23 protein-coding genes are annotated in these 25,653 nt (G+C 44.7%); 12 read left to right on the forward strand and 11 right to left on the reverse strand.

The window, feature by feature from the left end; genetic code table 11:
* Positions 1–49: 49 nt before the first annotated feature.
* The 4 genes from HMPREF0999_RS09210 to HMPREF0999_RS09225 form a co-directional block, all read right to left on the reverse strand.
* Entirely contained in the window at positions 50–1,966 is a 1,917-nt protein-coding gene (locus HMPREF0999_RS09210) for an ATP-binding protein (protein ID WP_009275776.1), read from the reverse strand.
* 207 nt (positions 1,967–2,173) lie between these two features.
* Positions 2,174–4,105: a molecular chaperone DnaK gene (gene dnaK / locus HMPREF0999_RS09215; RefSeq protein WP_009275777.1), complete on the reverse strand. Its 1,932-nt coding sequence runs from the start codon at positions 4,103–4,105 to the stop codon at positions 2,174–2,176.
* A gap of 201 nt (positions 4,106–4,306) precedes the next feature.
* Positions 4,307–5,884 carry a ribonuclease E/G gene (locus HMPREF0999_RS09220; protein WP_005854603.1) on the reverse strand — a complete coding sequence of 526 codons (1,578 nt, stop codon included), beginning with the start codon at positions 5,882–5,884 and terminating at the stop codon, positions 4,307–4,309.
* A gap of 224 nt (positions 5,885–6,108) precedes the next feature.
* The gene (locus HMPREF0999_RS09225) at positions 6,109–6,381 is read right to left on the reverse strand and encodes an HU family DNA-binding protein (RefSeq protein WP_005854607.1); all 273 of its coding nucleotides are present in this window, start codon (positions 6,379–6,381) and stop codon (positions 6,109–6,111) included.
* Between the two features lie 189 nt (positions 6,382–6,570).
* Here HMPREF0999_RS09225 and mutY point away from each other — a divergent pair, with 189 nt between their 5' ends.
* From mutY to HMPREF0999_RS09250, 5 genes are read left to right on the forward strand one after another with little or no spacing between them, the layout of a single operon-like run.
* Positions 6,571–7,650, forward strand: a complete 1,080-nt coding sequence (mutY, locus tag HMPREF0999_RS09230) for an A/G-specific adenine glycosylase (protein WP_005854609.1) — start codon at positions 6,571–6,573, stop codon at positions 7,648–7,650.
* 48 nt (positions 7,651–7,698) lie between these two features.
* Positions 7,699–8,208: a single-stranded DNA-binding protein gene (ssb, locus tag HMPREF0999_RS09235; protein ID WP_009275778.1), complete on the forward strand. Its 510-nt coding sequence runs from the start codon at positions 7,699–7,701 to the stop codon at positions 8,206–8,208.
* Between the two features lie 25 nt (positions 8,209–8,233).
* On the forward strand, positions 8,234–9,586 hold the full coding sequence (gldE, locus tag HMPREF0999_RS09240; protein WP_009275779.1) for a gliding motility-associated protein GldE: 1,353 nt from the start codon (positions 8,234–8,236) through the stop codon (positions 9,584–9,586).
* A 6-nt stretch (positions 9,587–9,592) separates the two neighbouring features.
* Positions 9,593–10,174, forward strand: a complete 582-nt coding sequence (locus tag HMPREF0999_RS09245; protein WP_009275780.1) for a gliding motility-associated lipoprotein GldD — start codon at positions 9,593–9,595, stop codon at positions 10,172–10,174.
* 1 nt (position 10,175) lies between these two features.
* The gene (locus tag HMPREF0999_RS09250; protein WP_009275781.1) at positions 10,176–10,793 is read left to right on the forward strand and encodes a 4'-phosphopantetheinyl transferase family protein; all 618 of its coding nucleotides are present in this window, start codon (positions 10,176–10,178) and stop codon (positions 10,791–10,793) included.
* A gap of 109 nt (positions 10,794–10,902) precedes the next feature.
* Here the strand turns inward: HMPREF0999_RS09250 and HMPREF0999_RS09255 are convergent, their stop codons facing one another.
* From HMPREF0999_RS09255 to HMPREF0999_RS09270, 4 genes are read right to left on the reverse strand one after another with little or no spacing between them, the layout of a single operon-like run.
* On the reverse strand, positions 10,903–11,646 hold the full coding sequence (locus HMPREF0999_RS09255; protein ID WP_005854619.1) for a shikimate dehydrogenase family protein: 744 nt from the start codon (positions 11,644–11,646) through the stop codon (positions 10,903–10,905).
* Between the two features lie 14 nt (positions 11,647–11,660).
* On the reverse strand, positions 11,661–12,404 hold the full coding sequence (gene ubiE / locus HMPREF0999_RS09260; RefSeq protein WP_005864725.1) for a bifunctional demethylmenaquinone methyltransferase/2-methoxy-6-polyprenyl-1,4-benzoquinol methylase UbiE: 744 nt from the start codon (positions 12,402–12,404) through the stop codon (positions 11,661–11,663).
* A gap of 10 nt (positions 12,405–12,414) precedes the next feature.
* Positions 12,415–13,365, reverse strand: a complete 951-nt coding sequence (locus HMPREF0999_RS09265) for a phosphoribosylaminoimidazolesuccinocarboxamide synthase (RefSeq protein WP_005864727.1) — start codon at positions 13,363–13,365, stop codon at positions 12,415–12,417.
* Between the two features lie 11 nt (positions 13,366–13,376).
* On the reverse strand, positions 13,377–14,369 hold the full coding sequence (locus HMPREF0999_RS09270; protein WP_005854625.1) for a PhoH family protein: 993 nt from the start codon (positions 14,367–14,369) through the stop codon (positions 13,377–13,379).
* A 226-nt stretch (positions 14,370–14,595) separates the two neighbouring features.
* Here HMPREF0999_RS09270 and HMPREF0999_RS09275 point away from each other — a divergent pair, with 226 nt between their 5' ends.
* A complete protein-coding gene (locus HMPREF0999_RS09275; protein ID WP_008773450.1) occupies positions 14,596–15,255 on the forward strand; it encodes a DUF5715 family protein in 660 nt (219 codons plus the stop codon).
* Here HMPREF0999_RS09275 and HMPREF0999_RS09280 read toward each other — a convergent pair.
* Positions 15,236–15,763: an O-acetyl-ADP-ribose deacetylase gene (locus HMPREF0999_RS09280; RefSeq protein WP_005864731.1), complete on the reverse strand. Its 528-nt coding sequence runs from the start codon at positions 15,761–15,763 to the stop codon at positions 15,236–15,238. The two genes, HMPREF0999_RS09275 and HMPREF0999_RS09280, sit on opposite strands and share 20 nt — an antisense overlap.
* A 334-nt stretch (positions 15,764–16,097) precedes the next feature.
* Between HMPREF0999_RS09280 and HMPREF0999_RS09285 the strand changes: the two genes are divergently transcribed.
* The 4 genes from HMPREF0999_RS09285 (at position 16,098) to HMPREF0999_RS09300 (ending at position 19,842) form a co-directional block, all read left to right on the forward strand.
* Positions 16,098–16,469: a DUF2141 domain-containing protein gene (locus tag HMPREF0999_RS09285; protein WP_008780144.1), complete on the forward strand. Its 372-nt coding sequence runs from the start codon at positions 16,098–16,100 to the stop codon at positions 16,467–16,469.
* A 4-nt stretch (positions 16,470–16,473) separates the two neighbouring features.
* Positions 16,474–18,846, forward strand: coding sequence for an outer membrane beta-barrel family protein (locus HMPREF0999_RS09290; RefSeq protein WP_009275782.1), 2,373 nt, complete (start codon positions 16,474–16,476; stop codon positions 18,844–18,846).
* A gap of 97 nt (positions 18,847–18,943) precedes the next feature.
* On the forward strand, positions 18,944–19,573 hold the full coding sequence (locus HMPREF0999_RS09295) for a hypothetical protein (RefSeq protein WP_005854635.1): 630 nt from the start codon (positions 18,944–18,946) through the stop codon (positions 19,571–19,573).
* Positions 19,558–19,842: a winged helix-turn-helix domain-containing protein gene (locus HMPREF0999_RS09300; protein ID WP_009275783.1), complete on the forward strand. Its 285-nt coding sequence runs from the start codon at positions 19,558–19,560 to the stop codon at positions 19,840–19,842. Before HMPREF0999_RS09295 ends, HMPREF0999_RS09300 begins: the two co-directional genes overlap by 16 nt.
* 118 nt (positions 19,843–19,960) lie before the next feature.
* Here the strand turns inward: HMPREF0999_RS09300 and ilvA are convergent, their stop codons facing one another.
* A complete protein-coding gene (ilvA, locus tag HMPREF0999_RS09305) occupies positions 19,961–21,160 on the reverse strand; it encodes a threonine ammonia-lyase (RefSeq protein WP_009275784.1) in 1,200 nt (399 codons plus the stop codon).
* A 98-nt stretch (positions 21,161–21,258) separates the two neighbouring features.
* On the opposite strand from ilvA, the gene HMPREF0999_RS09310 reads away from it, so the two are divergent.
* Positions 21,259–21,618 (forward strand): thioredoxin domain-containing protein, encoded by a 360-nt coding sequence (locus HMPREF0999_RS09310; RefSeq protein WP_009275785.1) that lies wholly within the window; start codon positions 21,259–21,261, stop codon positions 21,616–21,618.
* A 71-nt stretch (positions 21,619–21,689) separates the two neighbouring features.
* Here HMPREF0999_RS09310 and HMPREF0999_RS09315 read toward each other — a convergent pair whose 3' ends face one another.
* Entirely contained in the window at positions 21,690–23,000 is a 1,311-nt protein-coding gene (locus tag HMPREF0999_RS09315; protein WP_005854642.1) for an anaerobic C4-dicarboxylate transporter family protein, read from the reverse strand.
* Between the two features lie 87 nt (positions 23,001–23,087).
* On the opposite strand from HMPREF0999_RS09315, the gene galB reads away from it, so the two are divergent.
* A complete protein-coding gene (gene galB, locus HMPREF0999_RS09320; protein ID WP_009275786.1) occupies positions 23,088–25,592 on the forward strand; it encodes a beta-galactosidase GalB in 2,505 nt (834 codons plus the stop codon).
* The last annotated feature ends 61 nt before the right edge of the window (positions 25,593–25,653 follow it).

A 25,653-nucleotide genomic window follows, 5' to 3' on the forward strand; every position in this document is an offset into this window, starting at 1 on the left:
TGGATATCAAAGAGACAAATGTCTATTTTTCTTGGCTTCTGAGGTTGGTTTATAATTCGAAAACCAAGGAGATGCGGCACCCCTTATTCTTTTCGGACTTGAGCAAGATACGCCCGTTTAATTGTTTTACGATAGCTTGGCAGATCGATAATCCAAGACCTGTTCCTTGCACGAAATCATCCAGCTTCTTGAAACGCTCGAATATCGCTTCTTGGTCCTCGGGAGAGATCCCGATGCCTGTATCCTGCACATAAAGTCGGACGTCTTGTGCCTCAGCGGAATACTCGTAACCGATCTCTATAAAGCCTGCGGAAGTAAATTTTATGGCATTTTTCAGTATATTCTCGAGCGCTTGGTAAAGTCGCTCCTTATCCGAATATAAGCAGATCGGCGTATCGGGGCATTTCTCCTTGAATTCGATACCTTCGGGGACATCGGAAAGATGTTGTTTATAAAGGGTTTTCACTAAATCCGTTAAATTGCAGGATTCTTTATGAAAGACGATACCTCCGGATTCAATCCTTGCCAAATCCAATATGTCATTGACTAACTTTAGTAATAACTCGTTATTGGTCGTGATGATATTAGCGTATTGCTCCTTCTCTTCCGCCGTCAGATCCAGTTCGGCGATTAGGCTTGAAAAGCCGATGATCGCATTTAGCGGGGTACGTATCTCATGACTCATGTTAGCCAAGAATACGGATTTCATCCGGTCGGACTCATTGGCTTTCTCCAAGGCTTCCGCTAATGATTCTTTTTCATGTAATAGGGCTTTTTGCGCTTGTCGTTTTGCCTTGGATTCTTGGGTATACATGATGATGAAGCTACCGAAGACAAAGCAGCACATCGTGCTGACTACGATTATCAAGCTCCAGAATAATCTTGGATATTGGTCCTTAAAAGGAAAGTTCAAAAGTATAGCATCCTTCGGAAGAAGCCTTTTATCAATATTCCAATATTTGACTTCATTGAAATCAAATACATAATTCTTCTTGCTCTTTGTTATCTGTGGGAATGATTCGCTAGGGGAGCCTTTTAATATTTCTGCGGCTCTATCGGTAGATTCTTCTATTTGGGTTTCCAAGGAGGTGATATAGCCACCTACAAGTTTATTCGTATATCCTAGATCCTCGTTGATCGCCGTAAAAGAGGGTTTACTGGAAAAACGGCTGGTGTTCAATACCCGGTAATCCCGTTTGGCCTGTAGATAGTAGATGTAAGGGACGTGTTTACTCATGTACCAAGAAACAGCTGATAGCTTGTCTCCTTGCACGGGCACGACGTTGACGGTCGTACTATCCGGTCGTTTTAAGCTTTGATTGACCCTGTCCAAAGTAGCGATCTCTACCGGTATATACATGATGCGATTATTATCGACCCGAATGTCTGCTTGAGCACATTGCTCATGTAACGTAGCCTTAATGTGCCTATCTATATACGTACTATCGTGCAACATATAAATCGTCGACTTGCCCAACAGATGTTCTATCAAGCGGATGTTCGTGACGTAGTCGGGCTCGTCCCAGAATCCGGAAACATTCGAATATTGCGCTAATAGTGCCTTATTGGGGAAATTTACGCCGCCAAATACAATGGGGACTGTAGAGATTAGCGGATGATGGCATTGCATTAACGTGTAAGTCGCTTGATCCTCGTAGACCAAAACCAGATCGGGTTTCCAAGTAGAGATCGAATCTAGATACAGGTACATCCGTTTTTCTTCGGCGGGTGCCGCATATTGCTCGCAGTTCAAATAGAATGTTTGGATCGACGGATTAATCCCCTTTTTCTCGAGGGATTCCCGGATCAACCGATCGCAGTCTTTATAAGCTACATAATCGCTTTCATAGGAATGCACTACTAATATACGATATTTATTTCCCGACTGTCGACAAGAGGACTGTAGAATGGCTAGCAGAAAAAGTAGAACAAATATGTAATATTTCTGTATAGATCTCGCTAGCATAAGTCGAAAATTAGTACGTTGCCCTTAATCGTAATTTAAAATGAGTGTTTTTATGCGAGTGCAAACTTATTAATAATTATTGGATATCAATGGCTTTTTTATTGAATATATAGGGCTAAAATAAAAAACGGCTATCAGATCCCGAAGGACCCGATAGCCGTTTTTCTATCTTATGTGGAGTAAAGGAGCGATTAAAACCGCTTCTTTTTATTTTACTTCCTCAAAGTCAACGTCCGTAACGTTACCGTCTTTGCTGTTGTTGCTGCTACCTGCATTACCGCCAGCTTGTTGACCACCGAAGTTAGGATCTGCTTGCGGACCGCCTTGAGCGCCGCCACCTTGAGCGTTGTACATTTCTTGGCTAGCTGCTTGGAATACGCTGTTCAATTCTGCCATAGCAGCATCGATACCTGCGATATCCTGAGCCTTATGAGCTTCTTTCAATTTGTTCAAGGCACCTTCGATCGGAGCTTTCTTGTCTGCCGGAAGCTTGTCGCCAAGATCTTTCAATTGTTTCTCGGTCTGGAAGATCATGCTATCCGCTTGATTCAATTTATCGATACGCTCTTTCTCTTTCTTATCGGCCTCTGCGTTTGCGGCAGCCTCTTCTTTCATACGCTTAACCTCATCATCGCTCAAACCGCTGGAAGCCTCGATACGGATACTTTGTACTTTACCGGTTCCTTTATCCTTGGCGGATACGTTCAAGATACCGTTGGCGTCGATATCGAATGTAACCTCGATCTGAGGGACACCACGTTGTGCGGCAGGTATTCCATCTAGGTGGAAACGGCCGATAGACTTGTTGTCTTTAGCCAAAGAACGCTCTCCTTGCAAGATGTGGATCTCAACAGAAGGCTGGTTGTCTACAGCAGTCGTAAATGTCTCGGACTTCTTGGTCGGGATGGTCGTGTTAGACTCGATCAATTTAGTCATTACACCACCCATTGTCTCAATACCTAAAGACAGCGGAGTAACATCCAACAACAATACGTCCTTAACCTCACCTGTCAATACACCACCTTGGATCGCTGCACCTACGGCTACTACTTCATCCGGGTTAACGCCCTTAGATGGAGCTTTACCGAAGAATTTCTCAACGACAGCCTGTACGGCCGGGATACGAGTAGAACCACCTACCAAGATCACTTCGTCGATATCAGAAGTTGATAAACCTGCGTCTTTCAAGGATTGACGGCACGGTTCGATACATGCTTGGATCAGACCGTCAGCCAATTGCTCGAATTTAGCACGAGTCAAAGTCTTAACCAAGTGCTTTGGAATACCGTTTACCGGCATGATATACGGCAAGTTGATCTCCGTGCTAGTCGTACTTGACAACTCGATCTTCGCTTTCTCGGCAGCTTCTTTTAAACGTTGTAAAGCCATCGGGTCTTTACGTAAATCTACGCCTTCCTCACGTTCGAATTCTTCAGCTAACCAGTCGATGATTACGTGGTCGAAGTCATCACCACCTAGGTGAGTATCACCGTTTGTTGATTTTACCTCGAATACGCCGTCACCTAACTCAAGGATGGAGATATCGAATGTACCACCACCTAAGTCGAATACGGCGATCTTCATGTCTTTGTTCGTCTTATCCAAACCATAAGCCAAAGAAGCGGCAGTCGGTTCGTTTACGATACGGCGTACGGTTAAACCTGCGATCTCACCAGCCTCTTTCGTAGCCTGACGTTGAGCGTCACTAAAGTAAGCAGGTACTGTGATAACGGCTTCCGTTACTTCCTGTCCCAAATAATCCTCAGCTGTCTTTTTCATTTTCTGCAGGATCATCGCTGAGATTTCCTGCGGAGTATACAAACGTCCTTCGATATCTACACGAGGAGTGTTGTTATCACCACGCACTACTTTATAAGGAACGCGATTGATTTCCTTTTGTACTTGGTCATAAGTTTCACCCATGAAACGTTTGATAGAGAATATAGTCTTTTCAGGATTGGTGATAGCCTGACGTTTTGCGGGATCACCTACCTTACGCTCGCCGCCTTCTACGAAAGCTACGATTGAAGGTGTTGTTCTTTTACCTTCGCTGTTCGCGATAACAACCGGTTCGTTACCTTCCAATACGGCAACACAAGAGTTGGTTGTTCCTAAGTCGATTCCAATAATCTTTCCCATGATTGTAAATATTTTAATTGTTATTATTCATCGTCCGTCATCCTCCTTGTTTAAAGGATTCACATAGTATTCAACAAATGCCGTGCCAAAGAAGTTTGGGTTTGAAAATAAATAATACGTGTCATGAATCGTGACATTTTGGCGGTTTGGCAGAATACAGAAAGCCCCGGAACCGTTTTAATAGGCCCGGGGCTTCTCTTGTTATTTGTTGATTATTTCCTTTTCTTCTTTCATGTCAAGCTCATTCTTGTCGGCATCAAAGAATTTGTATTCAAGAAAGGCGAGACTTTGATTGGGAATAACTTTTAAACCATGTGTGTACTTCATTTTCCACTTCATGCTCAAGGGGAACAACCCCTTGTTCACATACGCTGCGACATACGGATGTACATGCAGGGTGAATTTCTTCACGTGATGTTTGTTTACTAAGCAATCTATTTTTTCTTCCAGGCTGTCGGTAAACAGGATGGAAGGCTTAACCGTTCCTGTTCCGAAACAGGATGGGCAGTCTTCTGACGTATCCACGTCCATTGCCGGACGTACCCGCTGACGGGTAATCTGCATCAAGCCAAACTTACTAAGAGGAAGGATATTGTGTTTAGCCCGGTCATTTGCCATTGCCTTTGTCATGTGTTCAAATAGCTTTTGCCGGTTGGCAGCCTCTGCCATATCGATAAAGTCTATGACGATGATACCTCCCATGTCTCGTAAGCGGAGCTGACGGGCGATCTCATCGGCGGCGGCTATATTTACGTCGATAGCTGTCTTCTCTTGGGCATCGCTGCCTTTGGAACGGTTCCCGCTGTTCACGTCGATAACGTGCATAGCTTCCGTGTGCTCGATAATCAAGTAAGCTCCACTCTTGTAAGTGACAGTTCGTCCGAATAGCGACTTGATTTGCTTGGTGACCGCAAAGTTGTCGAAGATAGGAAGCTCTCCCGTATATAACTGTACGATTTCTTCCCGTCCCGGTGCGATCAAGCTTACATAGTCGCGGACATTATTATAGACCTCCTTGTCATTTACATAAATATTTTGGAAAGAGGGGTTGAATATATCCCGAAGCAAAGCTACGGTACGTGCCGTTTCCTCATAAATAATAGCCGGAGCTTTGAGTTTAGGCACCTTCACGATATTATCTTCCCATCGTTTCATCAATGTCTTCAATTCATGATCAAGCTCTGCGACACGCTTGCCCTCCGAGGATGTCCGTACGATAACACTGAAATTCTTCGGTTTGATACTTTGGATTAACTGGCGCAAACGGGCTCGTTCCTCGCTTGATTTAATTTTGGTGGAGACAGATACTTTATCGGCGAACGGTATCAGCACGATATATCTTCCGGCAAAAGAAAGCTCGGAAGTCAATCGGGGACCTTTCGTCGAGATAGGCTCTTTAGCAATTTGAACCAACACCTCTTGTCCTACTTTCAGCACGTCGCTAATACTCCCGTTCTTTTCGATCTCCGGTAGAATCTGAGTTTTCGACAGTACCGGCGCCTTTTTGGGATCGCTCAGCAATTGCTTTAAATATTTCTGTTGGGTGTTGAAGTTAGGACCTAAGTCCAAATAGTGAAGAAACGCATCCTTTTTGTAACCGACATCAATGAACGCAGCGTTTAAGCCCGGCATCAGTTTCTTAACCTTACCTAGATAGATATCACCAACAGCGAACGAGACGTTGCGGGCCTCCTTTTGGAGCTCCACAAGGCTCTTGTCCTCCAAGACGGCGATAGATACCTCTTTGGGCTGTACATCAACTACTAATTCACTAATCACTTAAGATGTGTTTTTAAGATCAGACCTTATAAAATACGCAAAGAACAAACTTAAAAGGTCACTTATTAAGTTTGTTCTTTAGAGTTCGTTAGATAGACTTATTTCTTCTTATGTCTATTCTTCTTCAGTCTCTTTTTGCGCTTGTGCGTAGACATTTTATGTCTTTTTCTTTTCTTTCCGCTAGGCATCGCTTTAAAATTTTAAATTAAACGTATAATAATTAATTACTTAACTTCACCAATAAAAGTCTTAGCCGGCTTGAATGACGGAATGTTGTGTTCCGGGATGATGATCGTAGTATTTTTTGAAATATTACGAGCTGTCTTTTGAGCTCTCTTCTTAATAACGAAACTTCCGAAACCTCTCAAGTAAACGTTTTCGCCTTGGGCTAAAGAACTTTTTACGATATCCATGAAGGACTCAACGCTTGCTAGCACTGTCTGTTTGTCGATACCAGTGCTTTTTGAAATCTCGCTAACAATATCTGCTTTAGTCATGTCTATAAATTAATTAATTGATTTTGACCTATTAATTTTTTGGAATGCAAATATATAGCTTTTTATTTAAGTGGAAAAAGAATTGAGCTTCAATTTTTAAATAAAAAGATTCTTCTCGATTCGTAATATATATGTATGTTTGCGGTAATCAAATAGTTATGATGTTGAAAAGAGAGAAAGGGAGCAGTTATGTTACAGTATGAAAGTGAGTTAGAAATCAGCCGGATATTGGTTGAGTGGTATGAAACCTATAAAAGAGAGCTTCCTTGGAGGGAAACGAGAGACCCTTATATCATCTGGATATCGGAGATTATATTGCAACAAACCCGGGTTGTACAGGGATTGGAGTATTTTTTGCGTTTTACCGAACGTTTCCCGGATGTGGCATCTCTAGCGGTGGCGGAAGAGGATGAGGTGCTGAAATATTGGCAGGGCTTGGGGTATTATAGCCGGGCTCGTAACTTACATGCGGCGGCTAAATCTATCATGGAGCGGTTTAACGGGGTTTTCCCGGAGAATTATAAAGAGGTATTATCCTTGAAAGGTATCGGGGAGTATACGGCGGCGGCGATCGTCTCCTTTGCTTGGAACCAACCGTGTCCGGTCGTGGATGGAAATGTGTACCGGGTACTTTCCCGTTTGTTTGCCGTAGATACGCCGATCGACACCACGAAGGGTAAAAAGCAATTTGCGGAACTGGCCGGAATGATCTTGGACCCTAAGAACGCAGGGACGCATAATCAGGCGATCATGGAATTGGGTGCTTTGCAATGTGTTCCTCAAAACCCGGACTGCGGGGTGTGCCCGCTAAAAGATAAATGCGTGGCGTTCGCTTCCGGCAATGTGCAAGCTTATCCGGTGAAACAAAATAAGACGAAGACAAGGGATCGTTATTTCCACTATCTATACATTATATATAAAGAACAAACTTGGATGAACAGACGGACGGGGAAGGATATCTGGACTGGTTTGTATGAATTTCCATTGATCGAGACGGATCATGCGATGGATTTTTCCGGTTTGTGTGAGACGCAAGCCTTCCGTAACCTATTGGGAGATGCTGGAAAATTGAGTATCACCCAAGGGTTATCGAATGTAAAGCATACGCTCTCCCATCAAATTTTATACGCTTCTTTCTATCAAATAGAGATAGAGCAGGTTCCGGAATCCTTGGGGAATTACCTCTCTCTGCCTTGTCGGGATATTGAGAAGTATGCCGTTCCCCGGCTGATACATATTTATTTAGAGAAATTAAACGGAAACTTGTGAGAATGATTGAATTTGTGTTTCTTTGTATGGTTATTAAGAATTTGAATTATGTCATTGAATAAGGTTATATTGATCGGCAACGTAGGCAAAGATCCTGACGTTCGCTATTTTGACAGTGGTGCCGCTGTCGCTAATTTCCCGCTGGCAACCTCGGAACGTGGGTATACGTTGGCAAATGGAACGGTGGTTCCGGAGCGTACGGAGTGGCATAATATCGTAGTTCGTCGGGATTTGGTTCCTTTCGTGGAAAAATGGGTACGTAAAGGTTCCGGTGTATATGTGGAAGGTAAGATTCGTACTCGTAATTATGATGACCAAAGCGGCGTGAAACGATATGTTACGGAGATCCATGCGGATCGTATCGAGTTTTACAGCACGGGTTCCCGTCCGGTCGATGGTGGAAATACGACTGCACAAGGCGGTAGTATGCAGCCCAATGTGGGACAAGGACAACCGGCTCAACCGACCACGGCGCCAAATACCGCTTATCAACAGCCAGCCGCTTCGCAGCCTAGCGCATTCTCAGAATCCAGTGACGCGGATGATCTCCCGTTCTGATATTGTTTAACTAATACTGTTTCCCTTGGACTCGGACTATTATTTATGGGGCTTATTTGAAAACGTAACGGTGCAGGCGCTGACAGCGGGTCCTGTGATCGCATTAAGCTTCGCTTTTTTACTGCTGTTTGTTTCCGGCTTCGTGTCGGCCTCTGAAGTGGCATTCTTTTCTCTAACCCCGGGTGACCTAAATGAGATCGGGGAAGAGAATCGCCCGGCAGATCCTGTTATCAAACGTCTCCTTGAACGTTCGGAGTATCTATTGGCATCTATATTGATCGCTAATAATTTTGTAAATGTGGCGGTCGTTATGCTGTGTACCTATGCGATTAACGCTTGGATTAATTTCTCGGCCGCTCCTCTTCTAGGCTTTGTGCTTGAGACGATTCTCTTGACTTTCTTGCTTTTACTTTTTGGGGAGATCATGCCTAAGATTTACGCACAGAAGAATTCTTTGCGTTTTGTTCGTTTTTCAGCCTCCGTATTAAGTGGTTTGGAACGCTTCTGCCGCCCATTCTCGAAAATCTTGGTTAATTCCACATCGGTCATCAATAAAGCGTTAGCGAAAAAGAAATATGATATCTCTGTAGATGAGCTTTCTAAAGCGTTAGAGCTAACCTCTACCGAGATCCCGGAGGAGAAGGAGATGCTGGCGGAGATTATCAAGTTTTATAATAAGACCGCTGATGAGATCATGACTCCTCGTCTGGATATGGAAGATATCGAGATCAAGATCAGTTTCCGTGAGGTGGTTGATTTTATTATCAAATCCGGCTATTCGCGTATTCCGGTATATTCCGAGACTGAGGATAATATAAAAGGTATCTTATATATCAAGGACTTATTGCCCTATATTGACAAGCCCGATACATTCCGTTGGCAGAGCTTGATCCGACCGGCCTATTTCGTGCCGGAAACCAAGAAGATCGATGATTTGCTGGAAGAGTTCCGTACCAATAAAATTCATATGGCGATCGTGGTCGATGAGTTTGGCGGTACCTCCGGTATTGTGACGATGGAAGATATCCTAGAGGAAATTGTTGGAGAGATCTCCGATGAGTATGATGAGGATGAGCAACAATTCATCCGTTTAGCAGACGGTAGCTTGATCTTTGAGGCAAAGATATTATTGACGGATTTCTTCCGGGTTATCGATGCCGATCCCTCAGATTTTGGTAAATTGACGGAAGAAGTGGAAACTTTGGCCGGTCTTTTGTTGGAGATAAAAGGGGATTTTCCACGCCGTAGGGAGATTATAGATTTTAAGGAATATCGTTTCCAAGTGCTGGAAGTGGATAACAGGAGGATATTAAAGGTTAAATTTAACCGTATCCCTGAAGGTACAGGGAATGATGAGAATGGGAAAGATACGAAGTAAATGTTTATGAAATGGATAGCTGCTGTCATAGGAGGTTCTCTGTTTTTAGGGATATGCTGTATTTCGTGTGTGGAATATACGCCGAAGCCACGGGGCTATGTTCGTATCGAACCTTCGAAGGCACAATATAAACCGCTTGATCTCAGTTACCTGCCTTTTAATTTTGATGTCTCTCAGACTGCGGTCATAGAGGTGCCGGATCAAAAGAAGGGTGTTACGGGCTTGAATATCTCGTATCCGGAGTTAGAGGCTAAGCTTTATTGCAGCTATTTGCCAATTACTCCTGTGTCCTTGGTGACGGTGGAGACGGAAAGCCGCTCTTTCGTCGCCCGCCTGATAAAGTCGGAGAATCGGATATCGGAGAAAGCGTATTCCAACCCTGCCGCAAACGTTTATGGCTCGCTGTTTCTTCTGGATGGAGAATCGGCTTCTCCCATACAATTCCTGTTGACAGATAGTGTATCGAATTTCTTCCGGGGGGCCTTGTATTTTGACTGTAAACCCAATGCGGATTCATTAGCTCCCGCTATCCAATATATCCGGGAAGATATCATAGAACTTATACAAACTTTTAGTTGGAAAGAATAATATGGCCTTGCTATATAAACAACTCTCGCCGCTGCATGGAGTCTGGAAAATGGAAGAAAGCTCTGATGAGCTTTTGGGGATGCTTGAGCATAAAGCGGACTATTCTTCTTTTTTGGAGCGGGTATCGGCAGAGAAGCGGAGGCAGGAACGTTTCGCCAGCCGGATGCTTTTAAAAGAGCTTTTAGGAGAGGAGGCAAGGGTTGACTATCATTCTACGGGTGCCCCGTTCCTCGCATGCGTACCTTTATATATAAGTATATCTCATACGAAAGATTATGTGGCGGTAATCTTGGATAAGCGTCCGACAGGGATCGATATCGAGTATCGTTCGGACCGGATCTTGAAAATACGAAGTCGCTTTATGAATCCGGAGGAAGAGGCGGGTATCGATCTGGAGCATGAGGTCGAGCATCTATTAATCCATTGGTGCGCCAAAGAAACCTTGTTCAAGATAATCGGGCAGGAAGGAGTGGACTTTCAAAAGCATCTTCACGTGAATCCTTTTCCTTATTTATCGAGTGGGACGTTTAAGGGACGAGAAACCCGGACCGAGGCATGTCGGGAATATGAGTTGGCATATCAAGTTACACCGGACTATGTATTGACTTGGTTGAAGTAAGTTAACTTCATACGCTTGTGAAGTTAACTTCATTGACTAACGAAGCTAACTTCATTGGCTCACGAAGCTAGCTTCATCAAATCATGTGGTTGGAAAGATATCGTTCGATCTATTTCTGCCAGATCTCCCAAGCGGCGAAAGCCTGTAATAGAAGCATTTCCAGACCATTTTTCACGACGGCGCCTTTTTCTTTTCCTTTCTTCATGAAAAGGGTCTCATCCGGATTGTAAAGTAAATCATACAATAGATGATTCGGCGTAAGTAAATCGTACGGGATATCCGGACATGAGTCTATATTCGGGAACATACCTAAGGGAGTCGTGTTTACGATCACCGTATATTGCTCCATGGTTTTCGGAGTAATCTCATCGTACGTGATACAAAATTCTTTCGGTTTGCGAGAAACCAGCGTGGCACCAACGCCTAGCTGTTTCAGTCCGTGGAAGACTGCCTTCGACGCCCCTCCCGTACCAAGGATCAACGCTTTCCGGTGCGTTTCTTTCAATAAAGGATCAATCGATTGCTTGAATCCGATAATATCCGAGTTATATCCTTTCAGTTTAAGTTTGCCGAAAAGACCTTTTGTGAACTTGATGACATTTACCGCTCCGATCTGACGGGCATCGTCATCCAAATCGTCTAAATATGGGATTACTTGTTCCTTATAAGGAATGGTCACGTTTAAACCGTTAAGTTCAGGGTTTTCTTTGATTACGTTCTTAATCTCCTTGATAGAGGGAATCTCGAAATTCAAGTACTCAGCGTCGATCTTCTCCGCCTCAAACTTCTGGTTGAAATACGTTTTAGAAAACGAATGTCCGAGGGGATATCCCAGTAAGCCATATTTCTGCATAACCTTTTTATTGTTTATTCTTTAGATCCTGTATATAATGAACAGATCCCGAAGGTAAAGGTCCGTACACGGGCCTGCTTGAAGCCTTGGCGGGTGAGTAAATCCGTCATGACCTTTCCCTGAGGAACTACCTTGATGGAAGCCGGCAAATAATTATACGCGACTTTTTCTTTAGAGAGTAGACGTCCGATAAAGGGGATGACGGTCTTTGAATAGATCTGGTAGAGTTGTCTCATGGGAAAATGTTCCGGTGTGGAAAGTTCCAAGATCATGATATGTCCACCGGGTTTCAGCACCCGGTACATCTCTGAGATACCTTGCTCTATGTTCTCAAAATTACGAACCCCGAAAGCGGCGGTTACGGCATCGAACGAGTTTTCCTCGTAGGTCAAGGCCGTACAGTCCTGTTGCTCGAAGGATATATGCTCCGAATAACCGGCGGCAGCTACTTTTTTCCGTCCCACTTCCATCATGCCTAACGAGATGTCGGCACCGACGATATGGTCGGGTCGCAGCTTTTTGTACATGGAGATAGCCAAGTCTCCGGTACCGGTAGCGATATCCAGTATCGTTTTAGGAGAGAAAGGACGCAGGAAAGCGATCCCTTTCCTGCGCCATATCTTGTCGATACCAAATGAGAGAGTATGGTTGAGTTGATCATACGTTTCGGCTATCGAGTCGAACATACGTTTGACTTGCGTGCCCTTTTGTTCCTCTTTGTTATAAGGAAGTATTGTCTCTGAACCATACTGTGTCATGTGCGGTATCTTATTTATTCTGTAAATATTCAGTAACGTTTTTCTCGATGCGGTTCAGCAAGTTATCAGTCTCGCCTTTTACGAAAGTCTCCCCTGTGATATGCTCGAACAATTCGATATATCGGTTGCTGATTCCTTCTACGATCTCCGGTGTCATTTCAGGAACTTTCTGTCCGGATTTACCTTGGAAGCCATTTTCCATCAACCATTCGCGGACGAACTCCTTGGAAAGTTGCTTCTGCGGTTCCCCTTTGGCGAAACGATCCTCGTATCCTTCTGAGTAGAAATAACGGGAGGAATCCGGAGTATGGATCTCGTCGATCAAATAGATCTTGCCGTCACGATGACCGAACTCATATTTCGTGTCAACCAAGATCAAGCCACGTTCCTTAGCGATCTCGGTACCGCGTTTAAACAAGGCCATCGTATATTTCTCAAGAACCTCGTAGTCCTCTTTAGAGACCAAACCTTTAGCGAGAATCTCCTCTTTAGAGATATCTTGATCATGCTCTCCGATCTCAGCCTTTGTGGTCGGGGTGATGATGGGTTCGGGGAAACGTTGGTTCTCACGCATACCCTCCGGTAGTTTCACGCCGCAGATCTCACGTACACCGCTCTTATAAGCACGCCATGCGCTTCCGCACAGATAACCGCGTACGATCATCTCAACCGGGAAACCTTGGCATTGAACGCCAACCGTTACCATCGGGTCCGGAGTAGCCATTTTCCAGTTCGGACAAATATCAGTCGTAGCGTCAAGGAACTTGGCGGCGATCTGGTTTAACATTTGTCCCTTGTAAGGAATACCTTCCGGCAAGATAACATCGAAAGCGGAAATACGGTCTGTAGCGACCATTACCAATACCTCGTCATTGATGTTGTACACGTCGCGTACTTTCCCATGGTATACGCTCTTTTGTCGCGGGAAATTGAAGTCTGTTTTAACTAATGCCTTCTTCATGACTCTTACTTTTAGTTGTTGTCTATATTCGTTTTCTTCTCTTTTGCCTCTTTGATCTCTTTCTTCCGTTTATCATCGAACTTATCATAAGCCTCTACGATTCGTTGGACAAGTTTATGCCGGACAATATCTTTCTTGGTGAACTCGATCTTACCGATCCCGTTTACGCCCTTCAATATTTGCATGGCCTGTATCAATCCGGACGTGGTAGAAGGCGGAAGGTCTATCTGCGTGACATCTCCGGTGACGATCATCTTGGCGTTCATACCCAAGCGGGTCAAGAACATCTTGATTTGATGCGTCGTCGTGTTTTGCGCCTCGTCCAATATAATGACGGCGTCGTTCAAGGTACGACCGCGCATAAACGCTAGCGGGGCGATCTGTATCACGTTATTCTCCATATATTCCTTCAGCTTGGCTGCCGGTATCATATCCTGCAAGGCATCGTAAAGCGGTTGCAGATAGGGATCTAGCTTATCTTTCATCTCACCCGGCAAGAAACCCAGTTTTTCTCCGGCTTCCACGGCGGGACGGCTTAAGATGATCTTCCGTACTTCCTTATTCTTTAATGCTTTTACGGCTAAGGCGATAGCGACGAATGTTTTACCCGAACCGGCGGGTCCTGTGGCGAAAACCAGATCGTTGTTCTCGAAAGCCTTTACCAATAACTGTTGATTCTCGGTACGTGCGGTAATCGGCTTGCCATTCATGCCGTGGATGATCAGGTTCTCCTGCTTCACGACCGTGGGACCTTTCCCTTTTATAATATCCAGAATCACGTCTTCGGAGAGCGAGTTAAACTCCTCACAGTATTTTTCCACCTCACGGATTTTCTTGAGAAAAAGCTCGGACTCATCCTCATCTCCAATCACTTTCATCACATTTCCACGGGCAACGATACGCAATTTCGGAAACAATGTCTTGATCAATTGCATATTAGAGTTATTCACACCGTAGAAAATTACCGGGTCTACGCTTTCAAGAATATAAATTCTTTCAATCATCCGCTATTCCTTTTATTAAATTACGCTTCAAAAAGATGTGCTATTTTTTATTATTCGAATCAAGTTACAAAATTAGTAATATTCTTTATCCATTGATGCAAAGGGAGAAGTTTTATTTCACGGGAACACATCTTTCAGCCGTCCGTCTACCATTTAGAGAAAAACTAATTGGAGTTAAGGGGGAATTTCGGATTTTTCCGTATGTTTGTCAGGCAAAACGAAGGAAATGAAGATGAAGACTGTGTTTAATGTGATGTTGTTGCTGGTCGTGATCGTGTCGGCGACGGCTTTTTCTTCTTGTAAGGAGAAAAGAGGTGAATTGAAGAAGATTTGGTACAATGGAAGCTATAATCGTGATTTTAATGATTTGAATGACGTTCATTTGTCCGTTGCGAAGAAGATCGGCATAGAGCCTGTCTCTTCGAGGGAAGGAGCGGAGCACGCCTCCCGGGATATGGTGGAGATCAAGACGAATGACTATTACGAGGTAGAGGAGTTGACGCACTCTATTCCGTATTTGGTGCCGGAAGCCGCTAATCTGCTGGAGGATATCGGGAAAAACTTCCAAGACTCATTGAAAAACTTGAATGCTTCCATTTATAAAATAAAGGTAACCAGTGTAACCCGTACGGTTGCCGATGTCAAGAAATTGAGAAAAAGGAATACGAACTCTTCTCTCAACTCTGCCCACCAATACGGAACTACGTTCGATGTATCATGGGTACGCTATACTAAGATAGATGAGAAAGATACCTTAAATATTGATAAGGACCGCTTGAAAATGGTGCTTGCCTCCGTGCTTCGTGATTTGCGCAGGGCGGATCGTTGCTATATCAAGCACGAACGCAAGCAAGGGTGTTTCCACATTACGGCTCGTGAGTTGTAATTTGTTCCAGCGCTTTCGTATAAACCGATTTGTCGTATCCGGAGAAACAGCACATCGTGACTTGCTGGATTTCCGGATTCTCTTTTAGGAAGGTATCGATCGTGCGGATCGCTATCTGTGCCGCCTCCTCGATAGGATAGCCATATACGCCGGTGCTTATTGATGGGAAAGCGATTGTTCTCAGTCTGTTCTCTTTCGCCAATCGCAAGGAGTTTCGATAACAATTTTCCAGTAGCTCCGGCTCTCCGTGTTGTCCGTTTCGGTAGATGGGACCGACGGTGTGTATGACATGACGGGCTTTCAATCGATAACCTTTCGTTATCTTCGCCTCTCCGGTCGGGCATCCTTGTAAAGTTCGGCATTCGTCAAGGAGTTCCGGACCGGCGGCCCAATGGATGGCACCGTCTACGCCGCCACCTCCCAATAAGCTATTGTTTGCGGCATTTACGATGGCGTCTACATCCAATGTCGTAATATCTGCTTGTATAGCAATTATTCGTTCGTTCATATCTTTAGTTATTTGTATGTTGGTCCTGTTCATATATATTCTAAATGTGTGCAATATAGCGAAAAAGTTGCTTTGTTTCAAACTTAAAATAGTTGTTTTGAAAGCATGTACGTGTTTTCTAGGAGGGTTAGTGGGGGATTTTGGCTGTATTTTGCAGAGTCAAATTTTTATTGGAATATTTTATAATATTATTTGGTTTATAAAATAAACTTGTCTATATTTGCGATGTGCAAAGAGTGATGCGCAGCTCCTTTGCATTTTTTTATCTATGGAAGGTTTATAAAATAAACTTGTTTGTAGTAACAGTGATAATAATAAAGAGGAGGATACTAAAATGAGACGAGTTTTATTCATATTATCTTTATTCATGTTGGTATGTGGTTGCATAGAGGCACGTACTATTATTGTAGAGATTGGAAATATACGTGGTAACCATGGGAATATCCTAGTTATGGCTCAGTCAGGAAAAGATACCAAGCCTGTTTATGGCATGGCGAAGTCTGAGAAAGGAAAGGTTACGATCCGACTGGAAAACGTGGATTGGGAAAAGTTTGATCTGTCCGTATTCCATGACGAGAACGAGAATTGGCAAATGGATATGCTGGAAGGAAAAGGGCCTGCGGAAGGATATGCGTTGAAAAGTTGCGAGGTGAAGGATAAGGAAGCGACTTTCAAATTAAAACTGTATTATCCGGTAAATCAATAGAGCCATGGTACGGTTTTTACTGCTATCGCTTTGGATTTTGGCGATAGGCGGGGGTAGTGCTCAAAAGATCTCGGGACAAACGGTTTATAAAGCCCATGTTTCCGATGCGGAGGGAAATGCCGTGGAATATGCGACCGCTGTGCTTTTATCGGGAGAAAAACAGGTAGGGGGTGCCGTGGCCAATAGTGATGGCGATTTTAGCATGGAGGCGGAGGCTGGGAAGTATAGGCTTGTTGTTCAATGTCTCGGATACGAGCCTTTACGGAAAGAGCTGATCTTACCGATAAAACGGCGGGATTCCTTGATTCTAGATCTATCGAACCGTGTTCTGAGGGAAGTCGTTGTTCGAGCGAAGAATATAGAGCGGAAGGCGGACCGCTTTATCATGTCGGTCATGCCATCTGCCGGAAAGGATGGTACGGAATTATTATCGCAGGCACCGGGTGTGTGGCTCTCGGATGGAACGATCTCGATTAATGGGGCGCAAGGGGCGAAGGTGTTTGTGGATGACCGTGAGATTCGTTTAACGGGAGAGGAGCTACTGGCTTATTTGCGGTCTTTGAAATCGGAGGATATAAAAAGGATTGAGGTAATACCGATCGCGGGAGTTGAGTATGAGGCCTCAACTAAGGGTGGAGTGATCAAGATCTCATTGCGGCAACGTCCGGATAACGGTATGCAAGGATATGTATCTTTAGGTACGTCATTGTCTCCATCTTTACAAGGGTATATTCCATCGGCGTCCGTAAATGCACGTGTCGGGAAATGGAGCTTGAATGGAGCGGTATCGGGTACTTTTACTCCCCGGGATAAAGGAGAGATGAACTCCAACAGGGAATACGGAACGGTGGGGAATAAGTTTGTGTCTCAATCTTTGTATGATACGGATTCCAAATATGGGAATGGACGTGTCGGGGCTATTTTCGAGATCGATTCGCTGAATAGTGTCGGAGCTGAGATCGAATATATCAATCAAGCTTCGGACGGAACATCTTGGAGTCAAACGGATTTAGTAAAGAACTCTTATCCTATGAAGAGTACGGGGAATTATCGACAGAAGGATGATTATAACACGTTTTCCGCTACGGTCAATTACTTACGTAAAATGGATGAACAAGGCTCGATATTTAAGGTCATAGCCGATTTCGTAAATAAGCGATCAACCGGGGATAATCTCCATACGATCCGTTATGAACAATCTAATTGGAGCCGTGATACGGTTTACCGGAGTCATGCGGCGGCGGATTATGATATGGCGACAACCGATATTTCTTTCCAAAAGAATTTGCGTGAAAAAATGTCTTTGAAAATCGGGGCTAAATATACCTATACGTTGATGGATGATCATTCCTTGTACGAGGGTTTAAACTCTAGTGGGAGTTGGATTCCTAATGAGGAATATGGATATACCTTGAGATATAATGAAAACATTGTAGGAGCTTACGCCTCTTTCTCTACGGAGATCAAGAACTGGTCGTTCGTTGCGGGGGTACGTGCGGAATATTCCAAGACGTCGGATAGAAGTGAGGATTTTAGTCGGGATTATCTGGATCTTTTTCCGAACTTGAACGTGACCTATGCGTTCGATCCCATCAAGAGGTGGATGCTGGTAGGGCAATATGCTCGTAATATCGAACGTCCTCCGTTCTATACCTTGAATCCGAATCGTATACAGAGTTCGGACTATAGTTATCAGATCGGGAATCCTTATCTGCGTCCTACTTATATCAATCGTTTCAGTGTAACGTTGGTTTATAATTATCGTTATACGGTGACTGTAGGAGGAAACTTGCACCACGACTTGATCCGGGAGTTCTGTAAACAAGATGTGGCGAATCCCGATGTATCCTATATCACGTATGAAAATCACGATCGGGAAAACCATTGGTTTGTAGCGGTCAGCTTGCCGTATCAACCCTTTACTTGGTGTAACTTGACAGGGAATTTCATAGGCGTACGGCAGGATATCCGGATGACGGAATTGTCTTCTTTCTCGTCTCATTATTTAGGGTTTGCCAATGCGATCGCTACCTTTACGCTGCCGGCAGGTTTTACGGTGGAGGCCCGGTATAGTGGAACGAGCCGGCTATATTCCGGTAATAGCGAGGTCGCCCCCCGGCATACGGTTGGAGTAATGGCGAGAAAGAAACTATTGAATGATAAGCTATTGTTGGCAGTTTCAGTCGATAATATCTTTAACCAAGCCAATGAGTACGCCAGTACGTTGGATGTTTATCGAACATCATCCCGTTATGAAAACGGATTTACAGGAAGGGTCTTTAAGGTTGCGTTGACATGGAATTTCAATAGCGGAAAGAAAGTAAGGAAGAGTAAGATTGAGATCGGTTCCGAACGGAGTCGCCTGAATGAAAAATAATAACCGAAAGGTTGCTCAGAAATACCAATGGCCTTATCTTTGGATACGTATTTACATTTTCACATTGAATGAAGAACAAGATAAAATAAATACAGTTATGGAAGATAGAAAATTATCAGAAAAAGAAAGTCTGGATATTATCACTCAGATGATCAACTCCAGCAAGCGAAATATGAAAGTAGGGAGTGGCAATGTGTTGCTTTATTGGGGGTATTTTACCGTGCTCTTATCGGTCGTGATATCCTCTTTGATAGTGTATACGCAAAATTATATTTGGTCTTGGGGATGGATGCTCATGTTTGCTGTCGGACCGGTTATTTCATATAAGCAAAGAGGTTGCGAGCCGGCCGTGGTGACTTATACGGATAAGACGATCTCCAGTGTATGGCAAGTGTTTGGCTGTATGTTTGGACTTACGTTCGTCTTGATCGCGGCGTTTTGCGTGCTTTATGAACAATCCGTCAATTTTATATTAATGCTTCCTTTATCGTTATTATATTGTGGGTTGGGGGTGTCGATAAATGGCATTATCTTGCGGGAGAAATGGATGATTTACTCTCCGGTAGTTGCTTTCGTCTTAGTTATCTACATGCTGATGAGTTTGATAAATCATGGTCCTGTCACGGTCTTGTGGTATTTGTATTTTGGCCTTTCATTTGTGGTAATGATGATTATTCCCGGGCATATTCTTAATAATAAAGCTAAAAAACAATGTTTAAAGAATTAGATCCTTTATTGCATTCCCAACTCCGGCTAGCGGTGATGTCCATTTTACTATCGGTGGAGGAGGCGGAGTTTGTCTATATCAAGGAGAAGACGAACGCTACGGCGGGAAATCTCAGCGTCCAATTGGACAAACTTAATGAAGCTGGTTATATCGAGATCGAGAAGGGGTTTGCCGGGAAGAAGCCCCGAACGGTTTGCCGGATCACAGACAAAGGACGCTTGGCGATGGAGGAGTATGTGAATACATTAAGACAATATATTAATATTTAGCTTGTGCCACCGTGATGGCACAAGTGTGCCACTAGGATGGCACGGCTGTGCCACGCCTATGGAAAGTAGTGGCACAGTAATGGTTTGTCAATCAGTTGTATGCTTTGGGGCGAATTGTTTATCCTTCCACTATCTTATATCCCGAAACGGTGAGTAATTGCCGGATCTCATTAATTTGCTGTTGATTTCTTGTTTCCATCTCCAACCGCAGATAACAGCCATTGATATCAGCCGTATGGCTGACACGCTCGTGATATACGGATACTACATTAGCGCCGGTAGAGGCAATGATTTCAGATACGTGCTGTAGTTGTCCGGGTTTGTCTACCAATTCGATCGTCATGGAACAAGAGCGGCCGGATTTCTGCAAACCACGTCCGATTACCCGGGAAAGGATATTCACGTCGATATTTCCGCCGGAAATCAAACAGATTACTTTTTTCCCTTTGATGGGTACTTTATTAAACATGGCGGCGGCCACGGCTACGGCACCCGCCCCTTCGGCGATTAATTTATGTTGCTCGATCAACGCGAGGATAGCGGTGGAAATCTCATCGTCTGTCACGGATACGATCTCGTCCACATATTGCTGGCAAAGATCGAAAGTATGTATTCCCGGTTCTTTTACGGCGATACCGTCGGCTATGGTACGGACACCTTCGAGGCGTTCGATTTTCCCATGCTCGATAGAGTTTAACATGCTGGGCGCTCCTTTGGCTTGCACTCCGTAAACTCTGATATTCGGGTTCAAGTTCTTGATGGCATAGGCGACTCCCGAGATCAGTCCACCCCCTCCGATCGGAATGATTACAGCCTCTACTTTCGGGAGTTGTTCCAATAACTCCAAACCGATGGTCCCTTGTCCGGCGATCACATCCTCATCATCAAACGGATGGATAAATGTGTATCCTTTCTCATCCTTCAATTGTAAAGCCTTGTTATAGGCGTCATCGTAAACACCTTCGACAAGGCATACATCTGCCCCATAAGATTTAGTAGCCTCGACTTTAGAGATAGGAGCGTTATCGGGCAAGCAGATTAAGGACTTGATACCATGAGCGGTAGCCGCTAATGCCACACCTTGGGCATGGTTTCCCGCCGAGCAAGCCACTACGCCATGCGATTTCTCTTCTTCCGTAAGCTGGGCGATCTTGAAACAAGCGCCGCGCACTTTAAACGATCCGGTTACTTGTAAGTTCTCTGGTTTTAGAAAAATATGGGATTCCGGATTGATATTGGGAGCGCTGATTAAATCAGTGCGTCTGATGACTGTCTTCAAGGCATATGATGCCTGATAAATTTTATCGAGTGTGAGCATTCTGTCTGTATGTTAAAACGATGTCGCGAAAGTATAAAAAATACCGCAACCTATTCATACTTATCTTTGTTATATTATAAATCAAAATATAGAGAAGTATGGTAGTGATCGATTTAACGAAAGATGGTTTTATCGCCAATGTCGGTGATTTTGAGGCGAATCCCAAAGATTGGAAATATATAGGAAGTCGTCCTTGCCTCATAGATTTTCACGCTCCTTGGTGCGGTTATTGCAAACGCTTAAGCTCTATATTGGATGAGTTTGCCAAAGAATTTGATGGGAAGATTTATATTTATAAGGTGGATGTAGATCAAGAGGAGGCACTCGAGACAGCCTTTAATATCCGAACGATTCCCACTTTGATGTTTTGCCCGCTAGACGGCCCCCGTGAGATGATGATCGGCACGATGGGAAAACTGGAGTTAAAGCAGTTGATTCAGGAAAAATTGTTGAAGTAATATAATATGATATATGGTGTGGGGTGTAGAGACGTAGCGTATATGCTACGTCTCTATTTTTTGCTTTCTTATTATATGAATTGAATGAATAGTAACCCCAATCCTACAGAAACTCCGGTCGCTATCAATCCCGGCATCATGAAAGAATGGTTCAAGATGTATTTACCGATGCGGGTTGTGCCCGTGCGATCGAAGTTGATGGCGGCTACGACTGTCGGGTAGTTTGGGATGAAGAAATAACCGTTTACGGCGGGGAATAAAGCGATCAACATATAGGGTGAGATTCCCAATGCGATCCCTAGCGGCAATAACGCACGAATGGTAGCCGCTTGGCTAAATAATAAAATGGACATTACGAAAAGGGCCAACCCGAATAACCAAGGCATCTGTGTAACTATATGCTCGATAGATCCCTTTAATTCAGTCATATTGCCGGCGATAAATGTATCTCCCATCCAAGCGATACCGAAGATCGCTACCACCGCTTGCATACCTGCGGAAAAAACGGAACCCTGTGCGGCCTTGATACCATCTGTTTTTGTAAATAATAAGATGAAAGCGGAGGCTGTCAACATTAATACCTCAATAATATGTGACATCTGCATCGAGACCTTTTCCGTGCCGACGGTAAAGACCGGACGTAGGGACTCCATAGAACCAAAAATAACGATCGCTATCGTAGCGAGAACAAATATAGAGACCGATAAGGCCGCTTTCATTTGGTTTTCAACGCCTTTCGCCTCATAATGTTCCGTGCTAAACTCATGGTTCGCCACCCGCTTTAAGTATTCCGGATCTTGATCTAGCTCTTTACCGACCTTTAAAGAGTAGATCGCTCCCACTAACACACCTAATAAGGTACAAGGAACAGAGATCATCAAGATATTCATCAAGGAGATATTGTATCCGGACAACATACTTAATAAAGCTACCGTAGCCGCCGATATCGGACTAGCGGTAATAGCTTGCTGAGAAGCGATCACGGCGATCGCCATCGGACGTTCGGGACGGATCTTCGTTTCCGTAGCAACCTCGGCGATTACCGGAAGGACCGAATAAGCCACATGCCCCGTTCCGGCTATGAAGGTAAACAAATAGGTGACGAGCGGGCTTAATATCGTGATTCGTTGAGGATTCTTGCGAAGCAATTTTTCCGCCCACTTAACCATAAGATCAAGTCCGCCAGCGGCTTGCATACAACTAGCCGCCGCTATTACGGCAACGATCATAAGCATGACATCGATAGGAGGGGAAGTGGGCTGGAGCCCGAATCCAAAGGTGAGTATACCGAGTCCGAGACCTCCTAACACGCCTAATCCGATACCACCGATACGGGCACCTATAATAATGGCTATTAAAACGAAAGCTAATTGTAACAACATGCTGTGCAATTCTTTTGATTTAGTTTGTATTGGAGACAAAAATACTTATTTTTGCTCCGCTATGAATAACAAAAACACAAAAAACGAATGAAAAGAACAAGTTTCGCTATTTTGATCGGTTTGTTTTGCCTTTTCCCTGCGCTTTTTTCTCAAGTACGCAGTGAGTTCCTGTTGGAAAAGAATTGGAAGTTCACCCGGGAAGACAGCCCGGAGTTTATCAATCCTACTTTTAACGATAGCAAATGGCAATCCGTGACCGTTCCGCATGATTGGGCGATTTACGGCCCTTTCAGCTCTCAGAATGATAAGCAAGAGGTCGCTATCGCCCAAGACGGACAAACGGAGGCCATGGAACATGCCGGCCGAACCGGAGGTTTGCCTTTCGTGGGAGTCGGCTGGTACCGGACCGAGTTTGAGGTTCCTCAATTTACGGATGGGAAGCGTGCCACGATCCTGTTCGACGGTGCGATGAGCCATGCTAAGGTCTACGTGAACGGACAAGAGGTTGGATATTGGCCGTATGGCTATAATTCTTTCTATTTCGATATCACGAAACAACTCATGCCGGGGAAAAAGAACACCTTGGCGGTTCGCCTCGAGAACTTGCCGGAATCCTCCCGTTGGTATCCGGGAGCGGGATTATATAGGAATGTACATGTAATCGTGACGGAAAACGCCTATATCCCGGTCTGGGGAACTTATATTACGACCCCGACCGCCACGAAGGAATTTGCGAAAGTCAATGTACAGACGAAAATCGTACTGCCGGAAGGTGCCGATGCCAGCAAGTATAGCGTGAAAACCAGTGTATGGAACCCGAACGGGCAGAAGCTGACGGAGCAGACTATACCTCTCTCACAGATTAAGTACAATGATAATAGCCTCTCTCAAGAGTTTATCATCCAGACCCCGACTTTATGGTCGCCGGATATGCCCGCCCTGTATTCTGCGGAGACTCGTTTATATGAGGGCGATCAACTGAAAGATATATATACGACCCCGTTCGGTATCCGTTCAATCGAGATCATTCCGAATAAAGGCTTTTTCTTGAATGGTGAGAAGACGGTATTCAAAGGCGTTTGTAATCACCATGACTTAGGCCCGTTAGGGGCTGCCGTCAATGATGCCGCTATCCGTCGTCAGATCCGGATCTTGAAGGACATGGGATGCAACGCTATCCGTACTTCCCATAATATGCCGGCTCCCGAGTTGGTAAGGGCTTGCGATGAGATGGGTATGATGTTGATGGTTGAGAGCTTCGACGAGTGGAACAAGGCGAAATGCGCGAACGGCTATAATTTGATTTTCGACGAATGGGTGGAGAAAGACCTCGTGAATCTGGTACATCATTACCGGAATAACCCGAGCGTCGTGATGTGGTGCGTCGGTAACGAGGTGCCTAACCAATGGGATGAGAGCGGTTGTAAGATCTCCAAGTTCTTGCAGGATATCTGCCATCGGGAAGACCCGACTCGTCCGGTGACGCAAGGTATGGATGCCCCGGATGCCGTCGTGAATAATAATATGGCGGCGGTGATGGATGTGGCGGGATTCAATTATCGTCCGTTCCGTTATCAAGTGAATTATAAGAAACTGCCTCAGCAAATAATCTTGGGAAGCGAGACGGCCTCCACGGTTAGCTCACGAGGGGTTTATAAATTCCCGGTAGAGCGTAAGGCGATGGCTGTCTATGAGGATCACCAAAGTTCCTCGTACGACGTGGAGCATTGCAACTGGTCTAATCTGCCGGAAGACGATTTTATCCAGCATGAGGACCTTCCGTATTGTATCGGGGAATTCGTATGGACAGGATTTGATTATCTGGGCGAGCCTACTCCTTATTATACGAATTGGCCAAGCCATAGCTCCTTGTTCGGTATTATCGATTTGGCGGGTATCCCCAAGGATCGTTACTATCTATACCGTAGTCATTGGAACAAAAGCGCCAAGACCTTGCATATCCTGCCGCATTGGACATGGCCGGGACGTGAGGGCGAGGTGACACCCGTATTCGTTTATACCAATTATCCTTCCGCCGAATTGTTTATCAACGGAAAGAGCCAAGGGAAACGTACGAAAGATCTAAGCATCGGTATCGATAGTAGTTATACCGAAGCGGCTCAAAAGAGTTTCGAGCGCCAGAAACGATATCGTTTGATGTGGATGGATACCAAATACGAGCCGGGAACTTTGAAAGTGGTCGCTTATGATAAGGAGGGTAACGCTGTGGCCGAGGAGGAGGTTCATACCGCAGGGAAGCCGCATCATATTGAGTTATCCGCCGATCGTAACCAATTGACGGCTGACGGAAAAGACCTTTCTTTCATCAATGTTAGAGTCGTAGACAAGAACGGTAACCTTTGTCCGGATGATACCCGCCAGATCCAGTTTAAGGTACGTGGTGCCGGAGCCTACCGTGCGGCGGCAAATGGAAATAGCGCCAGTCTGGAACTCTTCCATCTTCCGGAAATGAAACTGTTTAGCGGGCAACTTACCGCTATCGTGCAGACGGCCGAGGAACCGGGGACGATCTATTTTGAGGCTTCCGCACCGGGAGTAAAAGGGGCGACCTTGGAATTGATCAGTAAATAAGCTTGATTATCATATAACGCAAACCGCGCGATTCACAGCCGTCTCCGGACTTGAATCGTGC

This window comes from Parabacteroides sp. D25 (assembly GCF_000307475.1).
GTDB classification, from domain to species: Bacteria; Bacteroidota; Bacteroidia; order Bacteroidales; family Tannerellaceae; genus Parabacteroides; species Parabacteroides distasonis.